The 25,763-nt window shown below is 68.8% G+C and carries 30 protein-coding genes; 22 read left to right on the forward strand and 8 right to left on the reverse strand.

What is annotated here, in order from left to right:
* Nucleotides 1–3 precede the first annotated feature (3 nt).
* The 8 genes from AAW51_RS19815 to AAW51_RS19850 form a co-directional block, all read right to left on the reverse strand.
* Nucleotides 4–366, reverse strand: coding sequence for a hypothetical protein (locus AAW51_RS19815; RefSeq protein ID WP_047195982.1), 363 nt, complete (start codon nt 364–366; stop codon nt 4–6).
* Between the two features lie 236 nt (nt 367–602).
* On the reverse strand, nt 603–965 hold the full coding sequence (locus tag AAW51_RS19820) for a hypothetical protein (protein ID WP_047195983.1): 363 nt from the start codon (nt 963–965) through the stop codon (nt 603–605).
* Nucleotides 966–1,099: 134 nt separating this feature from the next.
* On the reverse strand, nt 1,100–1,477 hold the full coding sequence (locus AAW51_RS19825) for a hypothetical protein (RefSeq protein ID WP_047195984.1): 378 nt from the start codon (nt 1,475–1,477) through the stop codon (nt 1,100–1,102).
* Nucleotides 1,478–1,723: 246 nt separating this feature from the next.
* On the reverse strand, nt 1,724–2,203 hold the full coding sequence (locus AAW51_RS19830) for a hypothetical protein (RefSeq protein WP_047195985.1): 480 nt from the start codon (nt 2,201–2,203) through the stop codon (nt 1,724–1,726).
* 171 nt (nt 2,204–2,374) lie between these two features.
* On the reverse strand, nt 2,375–2,755 hold the full coding sequence (locus AAW51_RS19835; RefSeq protein ID WP_047195986.1) for a hypothetical protein: 381 nt from the start codon (nt 2,753–2,755) through the stop codon (nt 2,375–2,377).
* Nucleotides 2,756–3,092: 337 nt separating this feature from the next.
* A complete protein-coding gene (locus AAW51_RS19840) occupies nt 3,093–3,290 on the reverse strand; it encodes a DUF6900 domain-containing protein (RefSeq protein WP_047195987.1) in 198 nt (65 codons plus the stop codon).
* Nucleotides 3,291–3,501: 211 nt separating this feature from the next.
* On the reverse strand, nt 3,502–4,206 hold the full coding sequence (locus AAW51_RS19845; protein WP_083438441.1) for a DUF3489 domain-containing protein: 705 nt from the start codon (nt 4,204–4,206) through the stop codon (nt 3,502–3,504).
* Nucleotides 4,207–4,351: 145 nt separating this feature from the next.
* Nucleotides 4,352–4,627, reverse strand: a complete 276-nt coding sequence (locus AAW51_RS19850; protein ID WP_047195988.1) for a hypothetical protein — start codon at nt 4,625–4,627, stop codon at nt 4,352–4,354.
* A gap of 177 nt (nt 4,628–4,804) precedes the next feature.
* On the opposite strand from AAW51_RS19850, the gene AAW51_RS19855 reads away from it, so the two are divergent.
* From AAW51_RS19855 to AAW51_RS19960, 22 genes are all read left to right on the forward strand, one after another.
* On the forward strand, nt 4,805–5,326 hold the full coding sequence (locus tag AAW51_RS19855) for a hypothetical protein (RefSeq protein WP_047195989.1): 522 nt from the start codon (nt 4,805–4,807) through the stop codon (nt 5,324–5,326).
* Nucleotides 5,323–7,311 (forward strand): phage terminase large subunit family protein, encoded by a 1,989-nt coding sequence (locus tag AAW51_RS19860; protein WP_047195990.1) that lies wholly within the window; start codon nt 5,323–5,325, stop codon nt 7,309–7,311. The genes AAW51_RS19855 and AAW51_RS19860 overlap by 4 nt, the downstream gene beginning before the upstream one ends.
* Before the next feature lie 31 nt (nt 7,312–7,342).
* Nucleotides 7,343–7,552 (forward strand): phage head-tail joining protein, encoded by a 210-nt coding sequence (locus tag AAW51_RS19865; RefSeq protein WP_047195991.1) that lies wholly within the window; start codon nt 7,343–7,345, stop codon nt 7,550–7,552.
* Nucleotides 7,552–9,030, forward strand: a complete 1,479-nt coding sequence (locus AAW51_RS19870) for a phage portal protein (RefSeq protein WP_047195992.1) — start codon at nt 7,552–7,554, stop codon at nt 9,028–9,030. The genes AAW51_RS19865 and AAW51_RS19870 overlap by 1 nt, the downstream gene beginning before the upstream one ends.
* Before the next feature lies 1 nt (nt 9,031).
* Entirely contained in the window at nt 9,032–10,306 is a 1,275-nt protein-coding gene (locus AAW51_RS19875) for a S49 family peptidase (protein WP_047195993.1), read from the forward strand.
* Between the two features lies 1 nt (nt 10,307).
* Entirely contained in the window at nt 10,308–10,685 is a 378-nt protein-coding gene (locus tag AAW51_RS19880) for a head decoration protein (protein WP_047195994.1), read from the forward strand.
* Between the two features lie 84 nt (nt 10,686–10,769).
* A complete protein-coding gene (locus AAW51_RS19885) occupies nt 10,770–11,771 on the forward strand; it encodes a major capsid protein (protein WP_047195995.1) in 1,002 nt (333 codons plus the stop codon).
* Between the two features lie 2 nt (nt 11,772–11,773).
* On the forward strand, nt 11,774–12,055 hold the full coding sequence (locus AAW51_RS19890; protein WP_047195996.1) for a head-tail joining protein: 282 nt from the start codon (nt 11,774–11,776) through the stop codon (nt 12,053–12,055).
* Nucleotides 12,056–12,066: 11 nt separating this feature from the next.
* Nucleotides 12,067–12,504 (forward strand): hypothetical protein, encoded by a 438-nt coding sequence (locus AAW51_RS19895; protein WP_047195997.1) that lies wholly within the window; start codon nt 12,067–12,069, stop codon nt 12,502–12,504.
* Nucleotides 12,476–12,679 carry a hypothetical protein gene (locus AAW51_RS19900; protein WP_047195998.1) on the forward strand — a complete coding sequence of 68 codons (204 nt, stop codon included), beginning with the start codon at nt 12,476–12,478 and terminating at the stop codon, nt 12,677–12,679. Before AAW51_RS19895 ends, AAW51_RS19900 begins: the two co-directional genes overlap by 29 nt.
* Before the next feature lie 2 nt (nt 12,680–12,681).
* Nucleotides 12,682–13,437, forward strand: a complete 756-nt coding sequence (locus tag AAW51_RS19905; protein WP_047195999.1) for a phage tail tube protein — start codon at nt 12,682–12,684, stop codon at nt 13,435–13,437.
* A gap of 10 nt (nt 13,438–13,447) precedes the next feature.
* Nucleotides 13,448–13,840, forward strand: a complete 393-nt coding sequence (locus AAW51_RS19910; RefSeq protein ID WP_047196000.1) for a DUF6631 family protein — start codon at nt 13,448–13,450, stop codon at nt 13,838–13,840.
* A 187-nt stretch (nt 13,841–14,027) separates the two neighbouring features.
* Nucleotides 14,028–14,684: a DUF6441 family protein gene (locus AAW51_RS19915; RefSeq protein ID WP_047196001.1), complete on the forward strand. Its 657-nt coding sequence runs from the start codon at nt 14,028–14,030 to the stop codon at nt 14,682–14,684.
* 5 nt (nt 14,685–14,689) lie between these two features.
* Nucleotides 14,690–18,283: a tape measure protein gene (locus tag AAW51_RS19920; protein WP_238947646.1), complete on the forward strand. Its 3,594-nt coding sequence runs from the start codon at nt 14,690–14,692 to the stop codon at nt 18,281–18,283.
* Nucleotides 18,284–18,297: 14 nt separating this feature from the next.
* On the forward strand, nt 18,298–19,230 hold the full coding sequence (locus AAW51_RS19925; protein WP_047196002.1) for a hypothetical protein: 933 nt from the start codon (nt 18,298–18,300) through the stop codon (nt 19,228–19,230).
* Nucleotides 19,231–19,247: 17 nt separating this feature from the next.
* Nucleotides 19,248–20,216 (forward strand): hypothetical protein, encoded by a 969-nt coding sequence (locus AAW51_RS19930; RefSeq protein WP_047196003.1) that lies wholly within the window; start codon nt 19,248–19,250, stop codon nt 20,214–20,216.
* Nucleotides 20,217–20,219: 3 nt separating this feature from the next.
* Nucleotides 20,220–21,911 carry a hypothetical protein gene (locus tag AAW51_RS19935; protein ID WP_053013784.1) on the forward strand — a complete coding sequence of 564 codons (1,692 nt, stop codon included), beginning with the start codon at nt 20,220–20,222 and terminating at the stop codon, nt 21,909–21,911.
* Nucleotides 21,908–22,717 (forward strand): phage BR0599 family protein, encoded by an 810-nt coding sequence (locus tag AAW51_RS19940; RefSeq protein WP_047196004.1) that lies wholly within the window; start codon nt 21,908–21,910, stop codon nt 22,715–22,717. Before AAW51_RS19935 ends, AAW51_RS19940 begins: the two co-directional genes overlap by 4 nt.
* Before the next feature lie 12 nt (nt 22,718–22,729).
* Entirely contained in the window at nt 22,730–22,969 is a 240-nt protein-coding gene (locus AAW51_RS19945) for a hypothetical protein (RefSeq protein ID WP_047196005.1), read from the forward strand.
* Nucleotides 22,966–23,178, forward strand: a complete 213-nt coding sequence (locus AAW51_RS19950; RefSeq protein WP_047196006.1) for a hypothetical protein — start codon at nt 22,966–22,968, stop codon at nt 23,176–23,178. Before AAW51_RS19945 ends, AAW51_RS19950 begins: the two co-directional genes overlap by 4 nt.
* A complete protein-coding gene (locus AAW51_RS19955) occupies nt 23,175–25,382 on the forward strand; it encodes a phage tail protein (protein WP_047196007.1) in 2,208 nt (735 codons plus the stop codon). Before AAW51_RS19950 ends, AAW51_RS19955 begins: the two co-directional genes overlap by 4 nt.
* Complete coding sequence (locus tag AAW51_RS19960) at nt 25,383–25,733, forward strand: DUF2793 domain-containing protein (RefSeq protein ID WP_047196008.1); 351 nt, start codon at nt 25,383–25,385, stop codon at nt 25,731–25,733.
* The last annotated feature ends 30 nt before the right edge of the window (nt 25,734–25,763 follow it).

Here is a 25,763-nt window from a genome sequence, read left to right on the forward strand (position 1 = left end):
GAGCTACACGAGCGCTTCGTGCATCGCGGCGGCGATCACAAAGCCGGTCAGGTACGGCAGGCCGCGCGGGATGCCGTGGTACTTCGACGTCTTGGTGCCGATCCGCCACGTCATCCACCGGTCGATGGCTTTCTGGATCGCCTGGGGAAGGGGCTCGCCAGCGTGCAGCTGGTTGAGAACGTTGTCGGCGAAGTGCCGGCCCGAGCCGCTGTCCAGGAACGCCCGGACCGACTCCATCGGCTCTCCCGTCGCCTTCGCGATGCCTCGCATGGCGATCGGCCAGGCGGCCGGTGCGTGTTCACGCATCGTGCCGATGAAGCCCCAGGCCTCGTTTTGTGTGCTCGGGACGTTGTCGATGAAGTTCATGTTGCGTTCCTCCTGCGGTTGGTTTGCCTTGCGGTGCCTCTATTCACGCTCCTTGTGACGCAGATGCCAAGCGATGTAAGGCACCGTTTTTGATACCAGTGGATAGCGGGGCCGCATCCGGAGACGGCGCTCCCGGCCGTCAGGCGTGTGGGAGCGATCCTCCGCAATGACGTCGACCACCGGGAGGCCGGTGTCGTCTTGTTGGGACGGCGCTGGTCGCGCCGCCTGGTGGCTCGTTAGGCCGCCCGCTCTTCGGCCCCGGTCACCATCACGTAGCCGGTGAGCGAGGGCGTGTCAGCCGCAACTTCCCAGTCCCGGAAGGCATCGATTTGCACACACCGGCTCATCCACCGATCAGCCACCGTCTGGAGGGCGTCGGTCAGGGACAGGCCGGCAAACAACCAGTCAAGCGTGTCCTCGGCGAAGGACCAGCCGTATTCGCTGTTCAGGAAGGCCTGGACCGCCTCCTCCGGTTGGGCGGTCGTCTTGGCGACGACGGTCATCGCGATCGGCCAGGCGGCCGGGGCCGGTTCGCCCATCGCGCCGTAGAAGCCGGCGGTTCCGTTCTTCTGCCTGTCGATCTTCGCTTGTTGGTTCATTCTTCGATCCTTTCTTTGTGAAGCGCCGCTTGTGTGCGACGCCTTCATTGACGCTCTACGTGCCAAGGTAGACAAGCGGTGTGGGCGCTTGTTTTGGATACAAATGGATAGCGGGGCCGAGGCCCCGCAACGCGTCAACCGAGCCGTGCGACGTAGCGTGCGTAGTCCGCGCCCTCGGGATTCACGTACAGGATCGGGCGGCCCGGCGCGATCAGCTCGACGCACACCCAGGCGTCCCAGATCTGCCCGCCCTCGCGGGTCAGCCATTCGCGCCGGCGCAAGAGATCGCTGGCGAAATCGTCGTACTCGTCGGTCGTCAGCTCGCGGGTCCTGGTCACGAAAATCCGCTGCGGCTCGCCGCCGCCCACGTCTTCAAGCGCCTGCGGCTTGCGCGTGAAGGGAAGCCGAATGCCCAGCTCGTGAACCAAGACCTGGTCCGAGCCAATCGTGACGGTGCGGGGGATGCGAGCGATGCGAATCGTCAGCTCGCTGGGGGAAACCTTGGTGTCCATCTTTCTGTTCTTCCTTGGTGTCATCGCGTTGTTGCGATGGCTCTATGAACGCTCTGTTCGGGGACGAAGCCAACGGGTTGCCGGCCTCGAAGGTGATAGCGTTTGATAGGTCGGACCGTTGCGGTGCAGTCGGACGCCGCGGGCTGGGCCAGTACCCCAAGCCGCCTCGTTGAGGCCGTGTGCGGGCGCAGCGGGCCGCTGTGACAGGCACCGCTGCGTCAACCGCCCCGTGCGGGGCGGTTTGGCTTAGAGCCTTGCTTGCTTCATGTTCTCGCCGCGCACCTGCACGGGCGGGCGGTCGTCGTAGTCCTGCGGGTCGGCTTCGAAAGCGGCCAATGCCATCCGCAGCACCTTGCGCAAGGCCCCGGCCCGATCTGCCAGCGGGCTGAGCCAAAGGAGACAGCCGGCGACCTTGTCGACGTCGAACCAGCGGTCGCTCCGGATCGTTTCGCAGAGCTCGCACCAGACCGAGATCCAGTACACCGCGAGGTAGCCGTCCACCGCGGGGATGACCGCCGGCACGCGGCGGTCGATGCGGGTCCAATCCGAATCGCCCGGTTGGGAGGCGAAATCCGCGACGACCCGCACGTGCAGCCCGAGCAGAGGGTCTTGCGTGTAAACCGCGCCGAGGGGGCGCATGCCGTGCTGCCGGGCGATGCGGTTTACCTCGCTCAGGAAGGCATCGCAGCGGGACAGGTCCGTGTGGCTGGTGTTGAAGGTGTTCATTCTTCGTTCCTTGTGTTGGTTGCGTCGCCAAGCGCGACAACGACATGAACGCTCTTCACGGGCCTAGTCATCAACGGTTCAGATGATGCTGGTTGATTCACAGGTGAGAGAACCGCGACGGTGAGGCCCCACACGGTTCAGCGGGGCCGTGGTCGGCCCCGCCCGCCTAGATCAGTCGATCGAGGCCACGTAGAGGGGCGTGTCGCCCCCTTCCGGGTTGATCAGCAGCCTGCCGTAGGTTGGGGTGACCAGCTCGACGCAAAGGAAGGCGTCGGCGGTGTGGCCGGTGCCGAGGTGGCCGCCCTCGCCGCGCAGGAAGTTGAAGCGCTTGTCGCGGTCGCCGACCAGCTCCTCCCAGACCGTGTCGGCCACGTGAACCGTCTTGGTGATGTAGGCGGTGGCGAGCAGGCCCGGCTTGTCGAAGTCCTCATCGCACGCCGGCTTGCGGGTGAACTCCAGGGCCGGGGTGATCTGCTCGACGTGCAGCGAGCGGCCGTTGTAGAACAGGATGGCGGGGCGGCGGGTGTAGCGGGTCTTGTTGGTTGTGGTCATGTTGCTTGGCTTGTTGGTTGCGTCGCCAATCGCGACACCGCTATGAACGCTCTACGGCGCCCCACCTAGCAACGGTTCAGGTGATGCTGGTTGATACGTGGCTGAAGCGCACCGGCGGCCTTTGCGCTGGGCAACCGCAAGGCGGGGTGGACCGCACCCTGCTGCGCTCGGGCGACCTCCGGGCTTTGGTGCCCGTACGGGGCCGCTCGCTTGCGGCGCCGAGGGTCAGAAGCGGTAGGCGTTGGTCTCAGCCCGTTCTGCTTCTGTGCCGGCGCGGCCTGTGCCAACGCGGCAACGGGAGCCGCCCCGGGAGGGCGGCCCCCGGGGCGCGGCTGCGTTACGGCTGGGCCGGTTCCTGCTGCTGGGCCTCGAGACCGCGTTCGTAGCCGGCCTTGAAGGCTGCGTCGAGCGCGCGGCGGACCTCCCAGACCGCGACCTCAGGGAAGTCCAGCTGGTCGCTGTTCCGCGTTTCGAGGGTTTCGATCCTCAGGTGCTTGCGGGCGATGCTGGCAAAGAGGGCGTTGAGGTTTTCCATCGTTTTTTCCTTTCGGGTTGGGGTTGCGATGGCTCTATGAACGCTCTTGTCGGGCGAGCCAGCAACGACTGAATTGATGCTGGTTGATTCACGGCGCGGCGGGGCGGGCCCGGTGCGGCGCAGCCCGCAAGGTGATCTCAGCCTCCCCCGGCCGCGATTGCGCTGCCTTGTGGCCGTGCTCTGCGGGCAGGGTCGCCGGCGGCCCCGGACATCAAGCAGCCTCGCCCTCGATCGCCTCGGCCTGTTGCGAGGGTTGCTGATCGCTCTCCGCCTCGGCCTCGGCCTCGGCCTCGGCCTCGACGATGCGGTAAACGCGCTCGTCGTCGGTGCTTTTCTCCGAGACCACGTTCAAGCCGAGCCGCTTCTTGAAGGTGCCGGCGAAGGCGCCGCGCACCGTGTGCGCCTGCCAGCCGGTGAGGTGGCGGATCTCGTCGATGGTGGCGCCTTCCGGGCGGCGCAGCAGGGCGATCACCTGGGCCTGCTTGCTGTTGCTGCGCGGCTCGCGCGTCACCTGGGCGGCCGGCTCAGCCGCCGGGTCTGCGCTCTCAGCCTCAGCGTCCGGTTCCGCCGAGGCCTTGGCCCAGGACGCTTCGGCGGCGGCGACCTCCTGCTCCAGGTCGTCTTGTGCCTCTGCGGCCGTCACCGCCGAGGCGGCAACTTTGCGCTTGCCCTTGGCTTTGGCCTTGGGCGCCCGCGTCGTGGGCCGCTTCCGTCCGAGCGCCGCGTAGCCGGCGTCGGTCACGACGTGGTGCCCACCCTCCTCGGCGATCAGCTCGCGCGTCAGCAGGCCTTGCAGCACCTTCGCGATGGCACCGCCTTTGACGCTGGCCGGGAACCACTCGATGCGGCCGTCGGTGTGCTGGACGGCGAACTCGAGGGTCTCGCGCTGGGTGGCGGTCAGGGTGATGGCGTTCATGTTTGGGTTCCTTTGCGTTGGTTGGTTGTCGTTGTGCGACGTCGCTATGAACGCTCTGTTCGGGCTGTGCAGCAACGAATGAATTGATGCGGGTTGATTCCTGGCTGGGCGCCACTTGAAAGGCGCCCCGTGGGGCACCACCGACTCAAACCTTGGCGTACTCCATGTCGTCACCCCTCGTCTCGACCGGCGCCTCATGCTCGTAGGCTTCGGGTCGCCGCGCGTAGTCGGCCAGCACGGCCCGCAGAACCGAACGCAGAACGCGGCCTCGATTCGGGAAACCGCGCAAACAAGGGAGTCGGTTTGCCGTCTCCGTCACGTCGAACCATTCGTCTGCACGGACCTCATCGCACAACTCCGTCCAAATCTGGTCGCAGATTCGCTCGGTGGACTCGGCGGCGCTGAAAGTCGTCTTGCTCATGTTTGGGTTCCTTTCGGTGGGTGGTTGGTGTGTCTTGCGACGTCGCTATGAACGCTCTGTTCGGGCCGCGCCGCAACGGCTGAATTGATGCGAGTTGATTCGGCGCCGGCATGACGCCGCGACGCGAAGGCAGGCCTGGGTCGCCGCGCCTTTAAGAACATATGAAGCAAGCTGCCGATGGGAATGTCGATACGGGCCTATGCCCGCCACCGCGGTGTCAGCGACACCGCCGTGCGCAAGGCCATCCAGGCGGGCCGCATCACGCCGGAGCCGGACGGGACCATCGATGCGGAACGGGCCGACGCGGACTGGGCGCAGAACACCGAAGAGCCGCGCGTCGGCACGCGGCAAAAAGCGCCGCGCGTGCAGAGCGACCTGGTGGATCGCGGCGCGTCCCCGGCCGGCGGCACCTCGCTGCTGCAGGCACGGACCGTCAACGAGGTGGTCAAGGCCCAAGCCAACAAGGTCCGGCTGGCCCGCCTGAAGGGCGAGCTGGTTGACCGCTCGCAAGCCCTGGCCCACGTGTTCAGGATGGCGCGCGCCGAGCGCGACGCGTGGCTCAACTGGCCGGGACGGGTGTCGTCGGAGCTGGCCGCACGGCTCGGCGTGGACCCGCACGAGATGCACGTGGCGCTGGAGAGGGCCGTGCGCGAGCAGTTGCAGGAACTGGGCGAGGTGGCGCCAAGGGTCGACGGATGAACGAGTTCAACTACGAGGGTGCCGTCGAGATCGAGCGCGCCTGGCGCGAGGGCCTGACGCCGGACCCCTTGCTGACGGTCTCCGAATGGGCCGACCGCCACCGCATCCTCTCCAGCAAGGCCTCGGCCGAGCCGGGCCGCTGGCGCACCGCCCGCACGCCCTACCTGCGCGAGATTCTCGACTGCCTGTCGCCGACCTCGCCCACCGAACGCGTGGTGGTGATGAAAGGCGCCCAGCTGGGTTTCACGGAAGCGGGCAGCTGTTTCATTGGCTACGTCATCCACCACGCTCCGGGCCCGATGATGGCCGTGTGGCCCACGGTGGAGATGGCCAAGCGCAACTCCAAGCAGCGGATCGATCCGCTGGTGGAAGAGACGCCAGCCCTTGCCGAACTGATCGCGCCGGCCCGCAGCCGCGACGCCGGCAACACCATCCTCGCCAAGGAGTTCCGCGGCGGCGTGCTGGTGATGACCGGCGCCAACAGCGCGGTCGGCCTGCGCTCGATGCCGGTGCGCTACCTCTTCCTCGACGAGGTGGATGGTTACCCGCTGGACGTCGAGGGCGAAGGCGACGCGATCTCGCTGGCCGAAGCCCGCACGCGCACCTTCGCGCGCCGCAAGATCTTCATCGTCAGCACCCCGACGATTGCAGGCGCGTCGACCATCGAGCGCGAGTACGAAGCGTCGGACCAGCGCCGCTACTTCGTACCCTGTCCGCACTGCGGCCACAGCCAGTGGCTGCGCTTCGAGCGGCTGCGCTGGGAGCGCAGCCGGCCGGAGACCGTGGCCTACGTCTGTGAGGACTGCGAGGAGCCCATCCCGGAGCACCACAAGACGTGGATGCTGGAGCGCGGGCAGTGGCGCCCGACCGCCACTGGCGCCCGGCGCACGGCGGGTTTTCATCTGTCGTCGCTCTACAGCCCCATCGGCTGGCGCTCCTGGCGGGACATCGCCGCGGCCTGGGAGAGCGCGACCGCGAAGGAATCGCGCTCCTCGGCGGCGATCAAGACGTTCAAAAACACGGAGCTCGGCGAGACCTGGGTCGAGGACGGCGAGGCTCCTGACTGGCAGCGATTGCTGGAGCGGCGCGAGAGCTACCGACCCGGCACGGTGCCGTGGGGCGGCCTGCTGCTCGTGGCCGGCGCCGACGTGCAGAAGGACCGCATCGAGGTCTCGGTATGGGCCTGGGGCCGGGGCAAGGAGTCCTGGCTGGTCGAGCACCGGGTGCTGATGGGCGACACAGTCCGCGCGGACGTGTGGCAGCAGCTGCGTGCGCTGCTGGACGAGACCTGGACCCACGAGAGCGGTGTGCAGATGCCGCTGGCGAAGCTGGCGCTGGACACCGGCTTTGCGACGCAGGAGGCGTATGCCTTCGTAAGGTCCTGTCACGACAGCCGTGTGATGGCGGTCAAGGGCGTGTCCAAGGGCGCGGCCTTGATCGGCACACCGACGGCGGTGGACGTCACGGCCGGTGGGCGCCGGCTGCGCCGTGGCATCAAGGTGTTCAGCGTGGTGGTCGGCATCGCCAAGCAGGAGCTGTACAGCAACCTGCGCAAGGTCCCGACCGTCGACGATGTGACCGGCGAGATCGCCTACCCGCCTGGCTACGTGCACCTGCCTCCAATGGACGCGGAGTACCTGCAGCAGTTGTGCGCGGAGCAGCTGGTCACGCGCCGTGACCGCAACGGCTTCCCGGTGCGCGAGTGGCAAAAGATGCGCGAGCGCAACGAGGGCCTGGATTGTTTCAACTATGCAAGGGCTGCTGCGGCGGCTTGCGGCCTGGACCGTTTCGAAGAGCGCCACTGGCGCGAGCTGGAGCGGCCCTTCGGGACGACGGCGGCGCCACCCCAACCTGTCGTTCAGGACCGCCCGCCCGATCCGTTTTCCTCTGCCCCGCCCGAAGCCACCGACCCCGGTGGCTTCGGTGCTTCTGAGCCACCGCGGCGAGCTCGCCGCGTCGTCAAAAGCCGCTGGCTGTCCCGGTGACAGCCGCTCAACCAGCAAGGAGCCCTTCCCCGTGGCCTACACGCCAGAAGACCTGCAGCGCCTGCAAGCCGCCCTCGCCAAGGGCGAGCGCCGCGTGAGCTTCGGCGACAAGACGGTCGAGTACCGCGACGTCGACGAGCTGCAGTCAGCCATCCGTGAGGTCAAGCGAGACCTCGCCGCCCAGGGCCGGGTCGTCCGCCCGCCGCGCCAGATCCGCATCACCACGAGCAAGGGCACCTGATGGGCTGGTTCGCCAAAATCAGGCGCCGCCTGTTCGGCGGCACGCCGACCTACGACGGCGTGGGCGGCGGGCGGCGCGCCCTGGCCTGGATCGTCGGCAACCCGGGCGCCGTCGCCGCGCTGGCCTTCTCCCAAGATGAGCTGCGCGCGAAGAGCCGGGACCTGGTGCGGCGAAATGCGTGGGCGGCGGCCGGCACTGAAGCCTTTGTCGCCAATGCCATCGGCACCGGCATCAAGCCGCAGTCGATGGTGCTGGACATCGCACAGCGCGAGGCCATCCAGGCGCTCTGGCGCGACTGGTGCGAGGACGCGGACGCCGCCGGCCTGACCGATCTCTACGGATTGCAGGCATTGGCGTGCCGGGCGATGCTGGAAGGCGGCGAGGCCATCGTGCGGCTGCGCTACCGCCGGCCCGAGGACCGGCTGCCGGTGGCGCTGCAGATCCAGGTGCTGGAGCCCGAACACCTGCCGGTCACGCTCAACGTCGAGCTGCCCAACGGCAACCTCGTTCGAGCGGGAATCGAGTTCGACCGGCTCGGCCGGCGTGTCGCGTATCACCTGTACCGCTCGCACCCCAACGACGGCGCGCTGGCTCCGATGTCGGGTACGGGCGGTATGGACACCGTGCGCATCCCGGCGAGCGAGGTGATCCACCTGTTCCGCCCGCTGCGACCCGGTCAGATCCGCGGCGAGCCCTGGCTCGCGCGGGCGCTCGTGAAGCTGCACGAGCTGGACCAGTACGACGACGCCGAGCTGGTGCGCAAGAAGACGGCGGCGATGTTTGCCGGCTTTATCACCCGCGCAGCGCCCGAGGACAACCTGATGGGCGAAGGCGAGCCGGACGCCCAAGGCGTGGCCCTCGGCGGCCTGGAGCCCGGCACGCTGCAGTTCCTGGAGCCCGGCGAAGACATCAGATTCTCCGCGCCGGCCGACGTCGGCAGTTCCTACGCCGAGTTCATGCGGCAACAGTTCCGGGCTGTGGCGGCGGCCATGGGCATCACCTACGAGATGCTCACCGGCGACCTGACCCAGGTGAACTACTCGTCCATCCGGGCCGGGCTGCTGGAGTTCCGGCGCCGCTGCGAGGCACTGCAGCACGGCGTGATCGTGCACCAGCTGTGCCGCCCGATCTGGCGGGCCTGGATGACCCAAGCGGTGCTGGAGGGCGCGCTGGAGCTGCCCGGATACGCGCGGCGGCGCCGCCAGTACCAGGCCGTGAAGTGGATTCCCCAGGGCTGGCAGTGGGTCGATCCGAAAAAGGAGTTCGACGCGATGAACACCGCCATCCGCTCTGGCCTGCTGTCGCGGTCCGAAGCGATCTCGTCCTCGGGCTACGACGCCGAGGACATCGACCGCGAGATCGCGGCCGACAACCAGCGCGCTGACGAACTCGGCCTGGTTTTCGACTCGGACCCGCGCCACGACCGCCCGGCAGCGGCGGCGCCCGCTGCACCGCCTCCCGACGAACAGGACCTCTGATATGTCCCTGCCTCACCTGGCATCCCGCCTCTACGGGACGCCGCTGCTCATCGCGCGTCCCAAGCTGGACGTGATCCTGGCCGTGCTCGGCTCACGCATCGGACTGCCGGAGACGGACGCCCTCGTGCCCTTGCTGCCGCCCAAGCAGGCGGTCCCGCCGGCACCCGGCATCGCCGTCATCCCGATCCACGGCACGCTGGTGCGGCGGACGATGGGGCTGGAGGCCGCTTCGGGCCTGACGTCCTATGCCGAGATCGCGGGCTGGCTGGACGCCGCGCTGGCCGATCCCGACGTCAAAGGCGTCCTGCTCGACATCGACTCGCCGGGCGGCGAGGCCGGCGGCGTCTTCGAGCTGGCCCAGCGCATCCGGGCGGCAAGCCGGACCAAGCCGGTCTGGGCCCACGCCAACGATGCCGCCTTCTCTGCCGCCTACGCCATCGGCTCGGCCGCGAGCCGGCTCACGCTCTCGCAGACGGCCGGCGTCGGCTCCATCGGCGTCATCGCGCTGCACGTCGACCAGTCGGTCAAGGACGCCAAGGACGGCCTCGCCTACCGGGCGCTCTACGCCGGCCACCACAAGAACGATTTCAGCCCGCACGCGCCGCTGACGCCCGAAGCCGCCTCCGCGCTGCAGGCCGAGGTCGATCGCCTCTACGGGATCTTCGTCGCCTCGGTAGCGCAGATGCGCGCCTTGAGCGAGGAAGCCGTCCGTGCCACGGAAGCCAGGCTCCTGTTCGGCGAAGACGCCGTGGTGGCGGGGCTGGCCGATGGTGTCGCGGGCTTCGACGAGGTGCTCGCCGACTTCACCTCCCGCCTGAGCCCGGTCCCGCGCCGGATCTCCGGCTCCTCGGCCGGCGCTCCCACCGGCCGGCTTGCTCCGTCCCCTTCCACTTTTCTCAGCCACAAGGACCCCACCGTGAACATCGAAGAGCACATGGCGCCGCCGCACGAAGCCGTAGCCGGGACCGCTGCACCATCCGTCCCTGAAACGCCGCCTGCCGCGCCGCCTCCTGTGGCGAGTGATGCGCACGCGGCAGATGCCGCCCGCCACGAAGCCCAGACGATCGCCGAGCTGTGCCTGATCGCAGGCGCGCCGGAGCGCACCGCCGAGTTCCTCGCCGCCGGCTTCAGCCAGGAGAAGGTCCGCCGGACGCTCCTGGCCGCCCGCGCCGACCAGCCCGAGATCGCCTCCCGCATCACTCCCGACGCTGGCGCCGCCGCTTCTCCCGAGTCCAGTCCGCTGATCGCGGCCGTCAAGAAGCTCATCAAGGCCTGACATGCCCGTTGCACGTGAACCCCACAACCTCGGCGACCTGCTCAAGTACGAAGCGCCGAACCTCTACTCCCGCGACGTGGCCACCGTCGCCTCGGGCCGCAAGCTAGCGCTCGGCACCGTGGTCGGCCGCGACACCGCCACCGGCAAGCTCAAGGCACTGGCGCCCGCGGCCACCGACGGCACCCAGATCGCGGCCGGCGTGCTCGCGTTCGATGTCGATGCCACGCAGGCCGACCGCCCCGACGCGATCCTGATCGCCCGCCATGCCACTGTGGCCAGCCAGGCGCTGGTCTGGCCGGCCGGCATCACGCCCGTCCAGCACGCTGCCGCGGTCGAGCAGCTGCAAACGCTGGGCATCGTGGTGCGCACCAGCGCCTGAACGCTGCGGCGGTCTGCCGCTTTCCTTCCTTCCCTGAACCCGCCCGGCGCGCAGCGCCCGGCGGGTTTTCTTTTGTGCACCCCCATGCAGAACCCATTCAACAACCCGGCTTTCTCGATGGCGGCGCTGACGGCCGCCATCAACCTCCTGCCCAACCGCTACGGCCGGCTGGAGTCCTTGGGCCTGATGCCGGTCAAACCGGTGCGCCTGCGCCAGATCCTCGTGGAGGAGCGCAACGGCGTGCTCAACCTGCTGCCGACCTTGCCGCCCGGTGCGCCGGGGACGGTGGGCAAACGCGGCAAGCGAACCGTGCGCTCCTTCGTCGTGCCGCACATTCCGCACGACGACGTGGTGCTGCCCGAGGAGGTCCAGGGCATCCGGGCCTTCGGCACCGAAACCGAGCTGGAAACCGTGGCCGGCGTCCTGGCCGGCCATTTGGAGACCATGCGCAACAAACACGCCATCACCCTGGAGCACCTGCGCATGGGTGCGCTCAAGGGCGTGATCCTCGACGCCGATGGTTCGGTGCTCTACGACCTCTATCGCGAGTTCGAGATCCCCGCAAAGACGGTGGCCTTCGAACTCGCCAATGAAAAGACCAACGTCAAGGGCAAGTGCCTGGAGGTGCTCGGCCACATCGAGGACAACCTCAAGGGCGAGTTCATGAACGGGGTGCACTGCCTGTGCTCGCCGGAGTTTTTTACGGCGCTTACCGGGCACGCCAAGGTGGTCGAGGCCTACCTGCGCTGGCAGGACGGGGCGGTGCTGATCGCCGACATGCGACGGGGTTTCAGCTACGGGGGGATGACCTTCGAGGAGTACCGCGGCCAGGCGACGGACGCCGAGGGCAACGTGCGGCGTTTTATTGCGGCGGGCGAGGCGCACGCGTTTCCGACCGGGACGGTGGACACCTTCGCGACCTACGTTGCGCCGGCCGACTTCAACGAGAGCGTCAATACCCTCGGCCAACCGCTGTACGCCAAGCAGGAGCCGCGCAAGTTCGAACGCGGCACCGACCTGCACACCCAAAGCAACCCGCTGCCGATGTGCCACCGGCCGGGTGTGCTGGTGAAGCTCAAAGCCTGACCGTGCGAGTCGAGGACCTCTACGAAGCCGCCGCGCGAGCGGGCCTCCTCACGGAGGTGGAAGTGAACAGCCGCCCGGTGCCAGTCGAATTCCGCTCCCCGGACGACACCGTGCTCGACGGCCTGGCGCTGTCCACCGACCACACGATCCGCTACCCGGCGTCGTGGCTGCCCGACCTGGCCGCCGGCCAGTCCCTGCGCATCGGCGGCGTGTCCTACCGGGTCCGGGACGTCCGTTCTGTCGGCGACGGCAGCGAACGCCGGGCCCTGCTCACCCGAACCTGACCCGCCTGTCCATGACCTCCGTCCGCGAGCGCCTCTTGCGGGCGGTGCTGGCGCGCCTGTCCGCTGCCGTGGCGCCGGTCCCGGTGCTGCGCGCACCGACCTCCCCGGTGCGCCGCGACGACAGCCCGGCGCTGCTGCTGTTCCCAGAAACCGACGCCGTCACCGGCCACGCCAACGCCCTCGTCGACCGCGCGCTGACCTTCCGCCTTGTCGCCATCGCCCGGGGAATCCCCGACCTCGACAGCGCCTTCGACGTGGCCGACCGGCTCGTCGTCGCCGCCCACGCCGCCCTGTTCGCCGATCCCAACCTCGGCGGGCTCGCGATCGCCCTGCGCGAGATCGACAGCGAATGGGACGCCGAGGACGCGGATGCCGGCGCGGTGGCGATGCCGGTCCGCTACGAGATCCGCTACCGAACCCATGCCCAAGACCTCACCCGACCCGGTTGACCGCCGCCGCCTGCGTGAGCTGCAGCCCGTCTCCGACCTGCGCCACGGCCGTGGCCGCCTGCTCGATTCCAACGAAACCGGCCAGCGCCAGCTGGCCGAGCTGGGGCTCACCGAGGCGGCCGAAGCGCTGGCCTCGACCCCTTCCTACCCCGACCCAACCAACGAAAGCGATTAACCATGTCCTACTTCTCCGGCCAAGGCCGCGTCTACGTCGGCTCGCGCGATGCCCTCGGCCGCCCGCTCGGCTTGTCCTATGTCGGCAACGTGCCCGAACTCAAGGTGTCCCTGTCCGTCGAGACGCTGGAACACCAGGAATCGACCAGTGGTCAGCGCCTGACCGACCTGCAGCTGATCAAGACCAAAAAGGGGGAGTTCTCCTGCACCCTGGAAGAGCTGATCCCCGTGAACCTGGCGCTGGGCCTGTACGGCACGACCTTCAGCCAAGCGGCCGGCAGCGTGACCGCCGAGGCCCTGCCCAACCCGACGACGGTCGGCAGCCTCTACCTGCTGGCCAAGCAGAACGTCTCGGCCGTCGTGGTCAAGGACTCCACGGGTGGCACGGCCAAGACGCTGCCGGCTGCCCAGTACAGCGTCAACACCAAACACGGTTCGATCGTGATCAACGACAAGACGGCCGGCGGCCCCTACGTCGAGCCCTTCAAAGTCGACTACGCGTACGGTCCCGCGCAGGTGACCTCGATGTTCACGCAGCCGCTGCCCGAGCGCTGGGTGCGCTTCGAGGGGCTCAACACCGCTGACGGCAACAGCGAGGTGGTGATCGACCTGTACCGCGTCGCCATCAATCCGGCCAAGGAGCTGTCGGTCATCACCGACGACCTGCTGAAGTTCGAACTGTCGGGACAGGTGTTGGCCGACACGCTCAAGCCGGCCGCAGGCGATCTCGGCCAGTTCGGAAAAATTGTTTTGCTGTGAAACATCGGACATGAGTACCTCCTCCGATCTGGAGATCCTGGTTCCGCCAGCACAGCAACTGGACATCGCGGGCGAGCGCCTGGAGATCCGGCCGCTGGTCCTCGGCGAGCTGCCGGCGGTGCTGAAGGCCGTCCGGCCTTTTGCTGCGCAGCTGGCCGGCGGGCCGGACTGGCTCGCGCTGTTCGCCGAGCACGGCGAAGCGCTGCTGCAGACGCTCACGCTGACGGCACGCAAGCCGCGCGAGTGGGTGGACCAGCTGGCCGTCGACGACGCGCTGGCGCTGGCCGCTGCCGTGTTCGAGGTGAACGCCGATTTTTTCGTGCGGCGGGTGGCGCCGCGGATCGGCGACCTGGCGCAGCAGCTGAGCACCCGGCTGGCTGGGCCGACGCCGTCGCCCGGCTGATCCGCGCCGGCCACCGGCACCCGGATGTCCTGGGCTACACGCTGGCCCAGGTCAATGCGTTCCTCGCCGCCGACGCGCGGCTGGAGCACGAGCGGCTCGCCGCACTGCTCACGGTCGCGGCGGTGGCGGCGCAGGGCAGCCGCGACTCGATCCAACAGCTGCAGCGCGAGCTGCAGCGGCACAGCCGATGAATCTCCAGTTCACTGCCTCCGGGCTGCTCGATGCAAACGGCTTCCGGGCGTGGCACGACTCGACGTGGCGCACCTTGCGCGGCCAGGTGGCGAGTGCCATGCGCAAGGTGGGCGACCAGATGGAAGACCGCGTGCGGGCCGAGATGCGCACCAGCTTCGGGTCGGCGAAGCCGGCGTTCCTGCGCTCCATGCGGGCGAAGCTCTACAACGCCAAGATGGACCGGTTCCCCGCCTTGCACATCGGCTCGAAGATCCCGTGGCTGGGCATCCACGAGCAAGGCGGCGTCATCCAGGGCCGCATGCTCATTCCGCTGCTGCCGCAGCACCGGCGCATCGGGCCGAAGGCGTTCAAGCGCGTGATCCGTGATCTCCTGGACTCGGGCAACGCGTATTTCATCAAGAAGGACGGCCGCGCGATTCTGATGGCCGAGAACCTCTCCGCCAACAGCCGGACCTTGACCCGGTTCCGGCGTGCCGAGCGCGAGCGCACGGCGCTCAAGCGCCTGCCGCGACGCCACGAGATCCCCATCGCGGTCCTCGTGCGCCGCGTCACGCTGCGGCGTCGTTTCGACTTGCGGCACATCGTGGCCCGCGAGCTTCCCCGGCTGACCGCCTCGATCGAGAACGACTACGTCAAGATTTACGTCCCCTGATCACCATGGCGCTCAATCGGGCTCAGATCCTCATCACCGCCGTCGACGACACGCGGCGGGCGTTTCAAACCATCCAGGCCAGTCTCACGCAGCTGCGGGAGCAAGCCGGACTGGTCGGCATCTCCCTGCGCGGTGTGGGTGCCGCCATTGGCACCGGCGCCGGGGTGCGTGAGCTACAGGCCGCCGCCTCGCAGTACGACGCGCTGCAGGGCCGGCTGCAGCTGGCAGCCGCCTCCCAGGAGACCTTCAATCGGGCCGAGGCCGAGCGCCTCGACATCGCGCGGCGCAACCAGGCGGCGTTGGCCGAAACCGTGGCGATGTATGCCCGCCTGACGCCGGCCGCGCGCACGGCGGCCCGCTCGCAAGGCGAGGTCGTGTCCGCCACTGCGGAGATCGGCCGGGCTGCTGCCCAGTCCGCACGAGCGCTGCAGCCGCTCCAGTCCGGCCTGGCCCGGCTGCGGGCCGAAGCCGGCGAACTCGGCGCTGCCCTCGGCCGCATCGGCGTGGCCATCGGGGTCGGTCTCGGCGTGCGCGAGCTGGCCGCCGCCGCCGATCAGTACAAGGAGCTGCAGGCCCGCCTCAAGTTGGCGGTGACCTCCCAGGAGGAGTTCAACCGCGCCGAGGGTGAGCTCTTCGAGATGGCCCAGCGCAACCGCGCCCCCTGGGCCGAGACGGTGTCGCTCTACGGCAAGCTGGCTCCGGCGATGCAGGCGCTGGGCCGCTCGCAGTCCGAGGCACTGGCCACGACCGATGCGGTCGGCCAGGCCATCGCGCTGTCCGGGGGGTCCGCCGAAGGGGCTGCGGGCGCCCTGCTGCAGTTCGGCCAGGCCGTGGACGGGGGGGTGTTGCGCGCCGAGGAGTTCAACTCGATCATCGAACAGACGCCCCGGTTGGCCAGGGCCCTCGCAGATGGCCTGGGCGTACCGCGAGGTGCACTGCGCGGGCTGGTCGAGCAAGGCAAGATCACGTCGGCCGCCATGATTGACGCGCTTCTGAAGCAGCGCGATCGACTCGCTGAGGAGTATGGCAGTCTGCCGGACACCGTGTCCGGCGCCCTGACCCGGCTGCGCAATGCCTTCGTGCGGGCCTTCGGCCGCTGGGACTCGGGCAGCGGGGTGTCCGCTGGACTCGCCCAGGCGATCCAGCTGATCGCCCAGCACATCGAGACCTTGATCAACCTGGTCGGTGTGGCGCTGATGGCTGCCTTTGGCCGCATGATCAGCGGGCTGGTGGCCAGCGCCGCGGCAGCCCGTGCGGAAGCCGCGATGCGGCTGGTTCAGCTGCGGGGGCTGGAGGCCGAGGCAATCATGCGGATGCGCGTGGCGACGGCTGCGTTGGCACAAGCTCGGGCGCAAGGCTCCACGGCCGTGGCCCTGGCCGCCGACGCCGTGCAGGCCCGCAAGCAGGCCACCGCTGCGACGGCCGCCGTCACCCAGGCGGTGGCCTCGACCACCCTGCTCGGGCGGGCTGCCGGACTGTTGCGTGGCGCCTTGGCCCTGCTCGGCGGGCCGGTGGGCATTGTCGTGACCGTCATCGGACTGCTTGGGACAGCGCTCTACTCGGCGCGCGATGCGGTGGTCGAGTTTGGCGGCAGGACGGCGTCCATCCGGCAGATCGTCGTCGCCACCTGGGAGCTGGTGGCCGAGAAGGTCCGGGCGGTTTGGCAGGTGCTCGCCGAACTGGTGCAAATCAACGACAGCACCTGGGCCCGACTGCGCGATGCCGTGTCGGCCGGCGCGGGTGCGGTCGGCAGTGTGCTGCGGCGCATGGTCAACGGCGTGATCGGGTCGTTCAACGCGCTCGGCCAGGTCGCGGGCAAAACCGCCGGCTTCCTGGTGGAGCGGTTCCGCACGGCGTTCTCGAACGTGGGCGCCATGGCCGAAGCCCTCGGCCGGGATGTCTCGGCCGCCTTCTCGGGCGACTTCTCGATGAGTGCGCTGAAGGCGCAGTTCTCCAGCAACCTGCAGCAGATGCGGGGCTTCGGCGACGAGCTGGCCGGCACGGTCCGTGAGGCCCTGGGCCGGGACTACCTCGGCGAGGCGGCGCAAGCGATTGCGGCCCGTATCCAACCGGACGCCAAGAAGAAAGAGACCTATGCGCAGCCTCCGAAACCCGGAGCCGCTCCGGCGACGCAGGCCGGCGCCTCGTCCCGGCAGGCACTGCTCAAGGCCCAGGCCGACGCCGAGTTCCAGCTGCTCAAGGACGGGCTGGAGCGCGCCCAGGTCGCCCTCGACCGCGCGCTGGAAGACCGCACGATCTCCATCCGTGCCTACCACGAGGGCAAGGCCCGGCTGGAGCAGCAGGAGATCGACGCGGAGATCGCACGCACCCGACAACTGCTGGCCGAGCAGCAGCGCCTCGCCAGGCCCAGCAACAAGCCCGGTGACAAACCGGGCGACAAGCCTGATGACAAGCCGGACGAGCGCCTGAAGGCGCGGGCCGAGATCGCCAAGATCGAGGCCGACCTGGCGGTGCTGAACAACAGGCGGGCCGACGTCGCAGTGGCGAACGCCCGCAAGGCGGCGCAGGCCGAACGCGAGCTGCGCGAGGAGCTGGCCCGGGTGCGGCAGGAGCTGTTCGACATGACCGGCGTAGCCACCGGGCAGGACCGGCGTGCGGCGATAGAGCAGCAGTACCGGCCGCTGATCGAGCGGCTGCGCGCCGAAGGCGACTCCGAGGGCGTGGCCACGGTGGGCCGGCTCGTCGACGTGCAGGCGGCAACCGCCGACCTCGCCGTCTACGAGCGCGAGTTCGATGGCACGTTGTCCCGGATGCGGGCGCTGGAGCAGTCCATCGACCTGCAGCGCCAGGCCGGGCGAATCACCGAGTCGCAGGCACAGCAGCAGATCCTCGCCCTGCACCGGGAAACGGGCGTCGCGCTGGATGCCCTGCTGCCCAAGCTGGAGGCCACCGCCGCCGCCATCGGCCCCGAGGCCGTCGCGCGCGTGCAAGGCTGGAAGAACGAGATCGCCCAGGTCAAGCTGCCGGTCGACGCCGTGGCCCTGTCCATCAACGGAGCCGTGCAGAACGGTTTCGGGCAGTTGTTCCAGGATATCGGCAGCGGCGCGAAGTCGGCCAAGGACGCGTTCAGCGAATTCGGCCGCTCCGTCCTGAACACCATCAACCGCATCGCGTCGCAGAAGCTCGCGGAGGCGCTGTTCGGCAACCTGTTTTCAGGGGCTGGAGGCGGTGGAGGGTTCGGAGGTCTTGTCTCTTCGCTATTCCAGGGCTTCGCCCGGGGCGGCTATGTGACCGGCCCTGGCACCTCGACCAGCGACTCGATCCCGGCGCGGCTGTCGGCCGGCGAGTTCGTGGTGAACGCCGCTGCTGTCCGCCGGGTCGGAGTCGCGTTCCTGCACTCCCTCAACGGCATCTCCCGAGGCCCGCAGGTCCACGGCCCGGCGCTCGCCTTCGCCGCAGGCGGCCTGGTGCCCGACGTGCAGCCGCCACAGCCCGCCCCGCAAGGCCAGGGCGTGCGCATCGTCAACGTCATCGATCCGGCGATGGCTGGCGACTACCTCAACTCGTCCGCGGGCGAGAAAACCATCCTCAACATCTTGCAGCGCAATGCCGGCGCCATCCGGCAGGTGCTGGCCTAAGGAGAGCTTCACCGATGGCATTCGAAACCGGCACCGCCACCGACTACCGCGACCTGCTGGAGCGCTTCCGTGCCTTCCTGACCAAAAACCCGGCCCTCGTCGCCGCGAACCAGCAATGGACCGAGCTGCGCTGGATCAGCACCGACGCCGGCCAGCAGCTGCTGCTCCGGGCCCCTGGCCTGGCCGGTGCGGAGGAGATCTACTGCGGCATCCGGTCCTACTCCAACCCGACCTCGGGCTACTACATGTGGGACCTGATCGGCAGCATCGGTTTCAACCCGGCCAACGGTTTCACGGACCAGCCGGGCGCCCTGACCGGCTGGCTGCCGATGATGAGCCTGTGGAATGCCGCGATGCCCTACTGGTTTGTGGCGAGCGGCCGGCGCGCCGTGGTGGTGACCAAGGTTTCCACCCTCTACGAGGCGGCCTACCTCGGGCTGATCCTGCCCTACGCCACGCCGGGCCAGTACCCCTACCCGCTGTTCATCGGCGGCTCGATGACCGGGCAGCGGGGTCGCAACTACAGCACCACGGGCCCGAACCACCGGCACTTTGTGGATCCGGGCGACGATGGGCAAAACAACGGCAACACGGCCGCGATGCTGCGCGGGCCCTCGGGCGCCTGGCTGCCGTTCCAGAACGTGGCCTATTCGTCGGGCGAGTACCGCTATGACAACGCGCGCATCGTCTGGCCGACCATCTACAGCTACCTCGGCAACCTGCGCGAGGCACCGGACGGCACCTACGTGCTGACGCCCTTGGTGCTGACGCAATGGAACTCCGGCAGCGATCACGACCTCTTCGGCGAGCTCGACGGCGTCTACCACGTCAGCGGCTTCAACAACGCCGCCGAGAACCTGATCAAGGTGGGCGGCGTGGACCACCTGGTGGTGCAGAACGTCTACCGCACCTCGGTACGCGACTACTGGGCCCTCCGCCTCGCCTGAGCAAAGGAAACACATCGATGGCTTATTTGACTGGCTCCGCCACGGGGCCCAGCCAGCTGCTGGACGCGCTGCGGGTCTTTGCCACGGCGAACGGCTGGACGGAACTGCGCTGGGGGGCGTCCGGCCCCGGCCAGCAGCTGTCCCTGCAAAACGGAACCCAGTTCGTGCACCTGCGCAGCGCCGTGAACGAAGCCGCGCGTCCCGGCTATGGCAGCGTGAACGGGATCTTCCTGACCGGCTCGAGTGCCTTCGAGGCCGCCCAGCCCTGGAACAACCAGCCCGGCACCATCCGCAACACCGGCAACCAGATCGAGGTCTGCGGTCTCTACGAGGTCGGGGCGAGCAGCACCTACCACCTGTTCGCGCTCGACGCACCCGCTCTGCTCCTGCTGGTGGCCGAGGTCACGCCCGGGGTCTACCACCACCTTGCTTTCGGCAACCTCGCCAAGTACGGCAACTACCCCGGCGGCGCCTTCGTCTCGGGCGCCTTCGCCTCGGACAACTACATCTACGGCGGCAGCAGCAGCGGCGACTACATCTTTGGCCACGCGCAGGACCGCCATCCCGGTCTGCCGTTCAACGACTACAAGCACTACGGCGGCAACTACGTGCGCGGCCAGGTGGACGGATTCGACGGCTGGTTCTCCGTCTGCCGGACCAATCCGCACACTGGCAAGCGGGCCAAGTCGACCTGGGAGGACGGCACGGGCGGTACCCGCGAGAGCCTGGCGCGCTACTGGTGGGCGCACACGCCCAACACGCTGAACGGCGTCGCGCCGATGCAGCCGTTTTATGTCTTCGTCGAGCGGCCGGACGGCTACTTCTCTCCGTTCGGCTACACCCCGCACTTGCGCTACATGAACATCCAGCACTACACCGCGGCCGAGCCCTTCGCCATCGGGCGGGAGGAGTGGATGGCCTTTCCCGGGCACTCCAAAAACGGCAAGTCCGGCGCGCACGGCTACGCGGTGCGCTTGGTGCGGTAAACGATGGCCACGTTGCCCGGCAGCCTCCTGCCCGGCTCGATCGTCCAGGAGCCGACCAACTACCGCCGCTCGCCCGAGATCTCGGAGTTCGAGCGCGTCACCTATCCCTTCGACGCGCGGGACAGCGCCGCACCGGCGTCGGGCGCCAAGGCCGACACCCAGCCAGTCGAGGAACTGCGGATATCCCATTCGGGGGACTACCTCCCGAGCTTCGTCGGCGACTGGTACCACCGCATCCACCTCATCCCCGCGCGCATCGACCTGGGCAACGTCATCAGCCCGGTAGAGCGGCGGTTGGAGGTGTGGAACGCCTACCTCGAAGCACACACCCTCAACGCGATCGAGGCGACGGCAACCGACGGGTTGACGCTGTCAGGGCCACCGCAGCCGCCGCTGGACTTCGGTCCGCTGCAAACCCGGCTCTACCGTTTCACGGCCAGCAGCCGCGGCGCGCCCCTGATCGACGCCCGCTACACCTTCCGCTTCGCCAGTGGCCTGGTGGCGGTGCTGCCGGTGACGGGCCGGCGGGTGGTGGTGTTCGGCATCCGGCCGAACTGGGCCGCAGGCATCACGGAGCGGCTGGAGTGGCTGACCGAGGTGCTGGAAGCGCACGACGGCACCGAGCAGCGCATCCGGCTGCGCCAGATGCCGAGGCGGGGTTTTGAGTACGGCTTCCTGCTGGAGGGGCAAGACGCGCGGGTGCTGGACCACCTGCTGTTTGCCTGGGGCGGGCGGACGTACTGCCTGCCGGTGTGGACCGACATCGCCTATCTGGCCGAAGAGGTCCGGGCGGGAGCGACGGCATTGCAGGTGCAAGACGCCGCCAACAGCGACTACCACCCCGGCGGCATGGCGGTGCTGTGGCGGTCGGTGCTGGACAACGAAGCCGTGCAGGTCCTCTCGGTCGCCGGCAACACGCTGACGCTGAACCTCGCCCTCGGCCGCAGCTGGCCCGCCGGCACCCAGGTGTTCCCGGCGCGGCTGGCTCGGCTCGATGGGCAGACCGCCGTCCGCCGCCCGACGGACACCATTGCCGAGGGCCGCTGCCGGTTCACGGTCGAGGACCTGACCGCACCCGCGGTGTCGGAGCCGGGCCCGGCCTACCAGGGCTACCGCATCTTCGACTGGCCGCCCGATCGCAGCGAGGACCTGGAGGACAACTGGCAGCGCAAGCTGGCGGTGCTGGACCACGGCACCGGCGTGCGGGGCTACGACGACGAGTCGGGGACGGCGCAGATGGGCCGCCGGCTGGCCTGGCTGCTCCCGGATCGCTCGCAAGTGAGCCGCTTTCGTGCATGGCTCGCGGCGCGCGCCGGCCGGGCCAACCCCGCGTGGCTGCCGACCTTCGAGTCGGATCTGGTGGTCACCCGCCCGGTGGCCACTGCCGACAGCGGCCTCACCGTGCGCAACGTCGGCTACAGCCACTTCGTGGCCGGACACCCGCAACGCCGTGACCTGGTGCTGCGCACCACCGCGGGGGTGTTCTATCGCCGCGTCACGGGCGCCGACGAGCTCTCGGCGGATGAAGAGCTGATCTCGCTCGACGCCCCGCTGGGCGTGACCGTCGCGCCTGCGCAGTTCCTGCAGATCTCCTGGCTCGAGCTGGCCCGCCTCGACCAGGACGCGGTGGAGCTGTTCTGGGAGACCGACCAGGTCGCCCGTCTTCAACTCTCGACCCGGACCTTGAGTTCATGAACTACCTGACGCAAGAGCAGTCGGTGCACCACGGGCAGCCGCAGGAGCTGTACCGCTTCGCGCAAGGCACCCAGCGCTGGCTCTACACCTCGGTGCAAGAGAGCATTGGCTACCAGTCGGAGACCTACGAGCCGGCACCGATCACCCGCAGCCAGATCGAGCAGAGCAACGAGCTGTCGCGCAACGGCATCGAGGTGCGCGTGCCGCGGGACCTGCCGCTGGCGGCGCTCTTCATTGCCGCCCCGCCGGAGGGCGTGGTGAGCCTGACGATCTACCGCCGGCACACCGGGCCGGGCGCCGAGGCCAGCGAGTTCGTCACGTACTGGAAGGGCCGCGTGATGGTGGCGCGCCTGGCGGGCGCGGAAGCAACACTGAAATGTGAGCCGGTCGGCTCCTCGCTCAAGCGGCTCGGGCTGCGGGCGCGTTACCAGATCAACTGCCGGCACGTTCTGTACTCGTCCGGCTGCGGCGCGCTGCGCGACAGCTTCCGGGTCGACGGTTCGGTCGCCGCAGTCAGTGGCATCAGCGTCCAGGTCGCGACGGCAGCCAGCCGCGAAAACGGCTACTTCGTCGGCGGCTACCTCCAGTCGACGGCCGGCGCTCGCATGGTGGTGGCGCACGCCGGCATCGATCTGACGCTCGCCGCACCACTGCTTGGCCTGGCGGTCGGCGACCCCGTCCAGCTCTATGCCGGTTGCGATCACTCCACGAGCCACTGCCACAAGCGCTTCAACAACCTCGACAACTTCGGCGGTTTTCCGTTCATCCCCTGGAAGAACCCGTTCTCGGGCGACGCCATCGTTTAAAGCCAGCACCCCATGTGGGCACAGATCATCGTCTGGATCGTCACGACGGTCCTCTCGGCGCTGCTCGCGCCAAAACCGAGAACCCAGGAGGCCCAGCCGGGCCAGATCGGGGACAAGGACGTCCCCATCGCGTCCCAGGACGCGCCGATCCCGGTGCTGTTCGGCACCCGGGTGATCTCCGGCCCCAACGTCGTCTGGTACGGCGACGTGCAGGTCAAACCCATCAAGAAGAAGGGCGGAGGCAAGAAGTGAGCGACGTCATCGCAAGGCTGGAGCATGCACGCGCGCTCGGCTACTGCGCCCGGGGCATGCGCCGCTGGTTCGAGGGGCGCGAGCGGACCTGGGTGGAGTTCGTCGAGCAGGGCGTGCCCGCCGACTGGCTCCGCAGCAGCGGCGACGCCCTGGCGCTGAGGGTCGCCGAGCAGGCGGAGCAGGCCGCGGCCGAGGAGCCCCACCGATGAGCGGCGGCGGCAGCAAAAAGAAGGTCACGGTCGGCCATTGGTACGGGCTCGGGGCGCAGCTGGTGCTGTGCCATGGGCCCGTGGACGCCATCACCGAGATCCGGGTCGGCGAGCGGGTGGCCTGGTCCGGGCAGGCGACCAGCACCACCTCAATTGGGATCAACCGGCGGGACCTGTTCGGGGGCGAGGAGCGCGAGGGCGGCGTCGAGGGCACGGTGGACCTCCTCATGGGCGAGCCGGGGCAAGGCCGCAACACCTACCTGCAGGAGCACCTCGGCCCGGACATCCCAGCCTTCCGGGGGGGCGTGTCGCTGGTGCTGCGCCGTGCCTGGGTTGCCGCGATGAACCCCTACATCAAGCCCTGGTCGGTACGGGCCCGGCGGGTGCCGCGCGGTTGGTATCCCGAGCGATCGCGCATCGGCGACGACGCCAACCCGGCCCACATCATCCGCGAGTGCCTGACCAACGCCGACTGGGGCATGGGGTATCCGGCGGGCGACATGGACGAGGTGAGCTTCCGTAGGGCGGCCGACACGCTGCACGCCGAGGGGTTTGGGCTGTCGCTGCTGTGGTCGCAGGAAGAAACCATCGAGAGCTTTGCACTTTCGGTGCTCAAGCACATCGACGGCGTGCTGTACGTGCACCCGCGCACCGGCCTCTTCGTGCTCCAGCTGGCCCGCGCCGACTATCAGCTGGAGCGGCTGCCGGTGTTCGACCCGTCCAACATCCTTCGCATCGATGAGTTCACCCGGCCCTCCTGGGGTGAGACCGTCAACCAGGTGACGGTGGTCTACCGCGATGCGGCGAGCGACAAGGATGCCTCGGTCACGGTGCAGGACATTGCGGCGGTGCACCTCAATGGCGGCGTGGTGGCCACCTCGCTCCAGTACCCGGGCATCAGCCACGGGGCGCTCGCCACCCGGGTCGCCATGCGGGAACTAAAGCAGCTGTCGGCGAGCCTCGCCAAGTGTACTTTTATCGCCAACCGGCAGGCCGCCGCGCTGCAGATCGGCGACGTGGTGAAACTGTCCTGGCCGCCCTACGGTATCGCGCAGCTGCCGATGCGCATCGTGCGCATCGCGTATGGCGAGCTGGCGAGCGGCGCCGTGCGGGTCGACTGCGTGCAGGACATCTTCGGATTGCCGCAATCGGTCTACTCGGCGCCGCCCTCGTCCGGCTGGAAGGAGCCCACCAGCGAACCCTTGCCCTGCCCGCAAGAGGTGCTGTTCGAGGTGCCGTACTGGTGGATCGTCCAGGACCTCACGGGCGAGTCCGACAGCCGGCTCGGGGACATCGGCGACCTGGACGGGCTGGTGGCGGCCTGCGGCGCCCGGCCCAGCGGTGACGCCTTCGGGTTCAAGGTCATGGCCCGCCTGGGCGGTGGCTGGGAAGACAAGGGTCAGGGTAGCTTCACGCCGACCGTGATCCTTGCGGCAGCGCTGCCGCAATCAGCCAGCCAGGTGCGTGTGTCATTGGCGAACGGCATCGGTTTGGAGGATATCGAGGCGGGAGGGCTCGCCCTCGTGAACGGGGAGTGGCTCAAGGTCGCTTCGCTCGACCGGGCGGCAGCCGGAGGCCCGGCCGCGGTGTTCGAGCGCGGCCTGCTCGACACGGTGCCCGTGGGCCACCCCGCCGGCAGCCGGGTGTGGTTCGTCGAGGAGGCGCGCCACTACCTGCAGCCGGAGTACGTGCAGGGCGAGACGGTGCGCGCCCGGCTGCTGACGCAGACAGCGCGCGGCACCTTGCCGCTGGGCGAAGCGCCGGAGATGAGCCTGACGCTCGCCAAGCGCTTCATCCGGCCCTACTGCCCCGGCAACCCCCGCGTCAACGGCCGGGCCTACCCGGCGGCGGTGGCGGGGGAGATCACGGTCAGCTGGGCCACGCGCAACCGCCGCACGCAGACGGCTTACCTGGTGCTGCAGACCGAAGGTGAGGTGACGCCGGAGGCGGGGCAGACCACCACGGTGCGCATTTTCGGCGAGGGCGGTTCGCTGCGCCGCACCCTGGCCGGGCTCGCGGGCAACAGCGCGACGTGGCCGCTGGCGCAGGAGCTGGCCGACTCGGGGCTCGGGCGAGTCAACGCGAAGCTGCGCGTGGAGATCGAGTCCGTCAGGGACGGCCACGTGTCCTGGCAGAAGCACAGCATCGAATTCGAGCGGGCCGGCTACGGCCTGCACTACGGCAACTACTACGGAGGCGTTTGAATGGCGAGCATCGATCCCAACCTCGGGTTGACCTATGGCTGGGCCCAGGGGGAACACAACTGGAATGGCGGCATGGACGCCGATCTCAAACGGCTGGGCGCCGTGGTGGGCTTGTCGGTCAAGGACCGTGATCTCACCGCGCCGCCGGCCACGCCGGTGGATGGCGACCGCTACATCGTTCCGGCAGGCGCCACCGGCGCCTGGGCCGGGAAGACGGGACAGGTCGCGGTGCGCATCGCAGGCACCTGGGAGTACCACGCGCCCAAGGTCGGCTGGCTCTGCTTCCTTGAGGACGAGAACAAGTTGAGCGTCTACAAGGCGGCCGGCTGGAGCCCTGGCATCGCGCTCTGACCCTTTTCACTCTCACCCCAACCCGAACCC

It is taken from the genome of Caldimonas brevitalea (genome assembly GCF_001017435.1).
In the GTDB taxonomy this organism is placed as follows: domain Bacteria; phylum Pseudomonadota; class Gammaproteobacteria; order Burkholderiales; family Burkholderiaceae_C; genus Caldimonas; species Caldimonas brevitalea.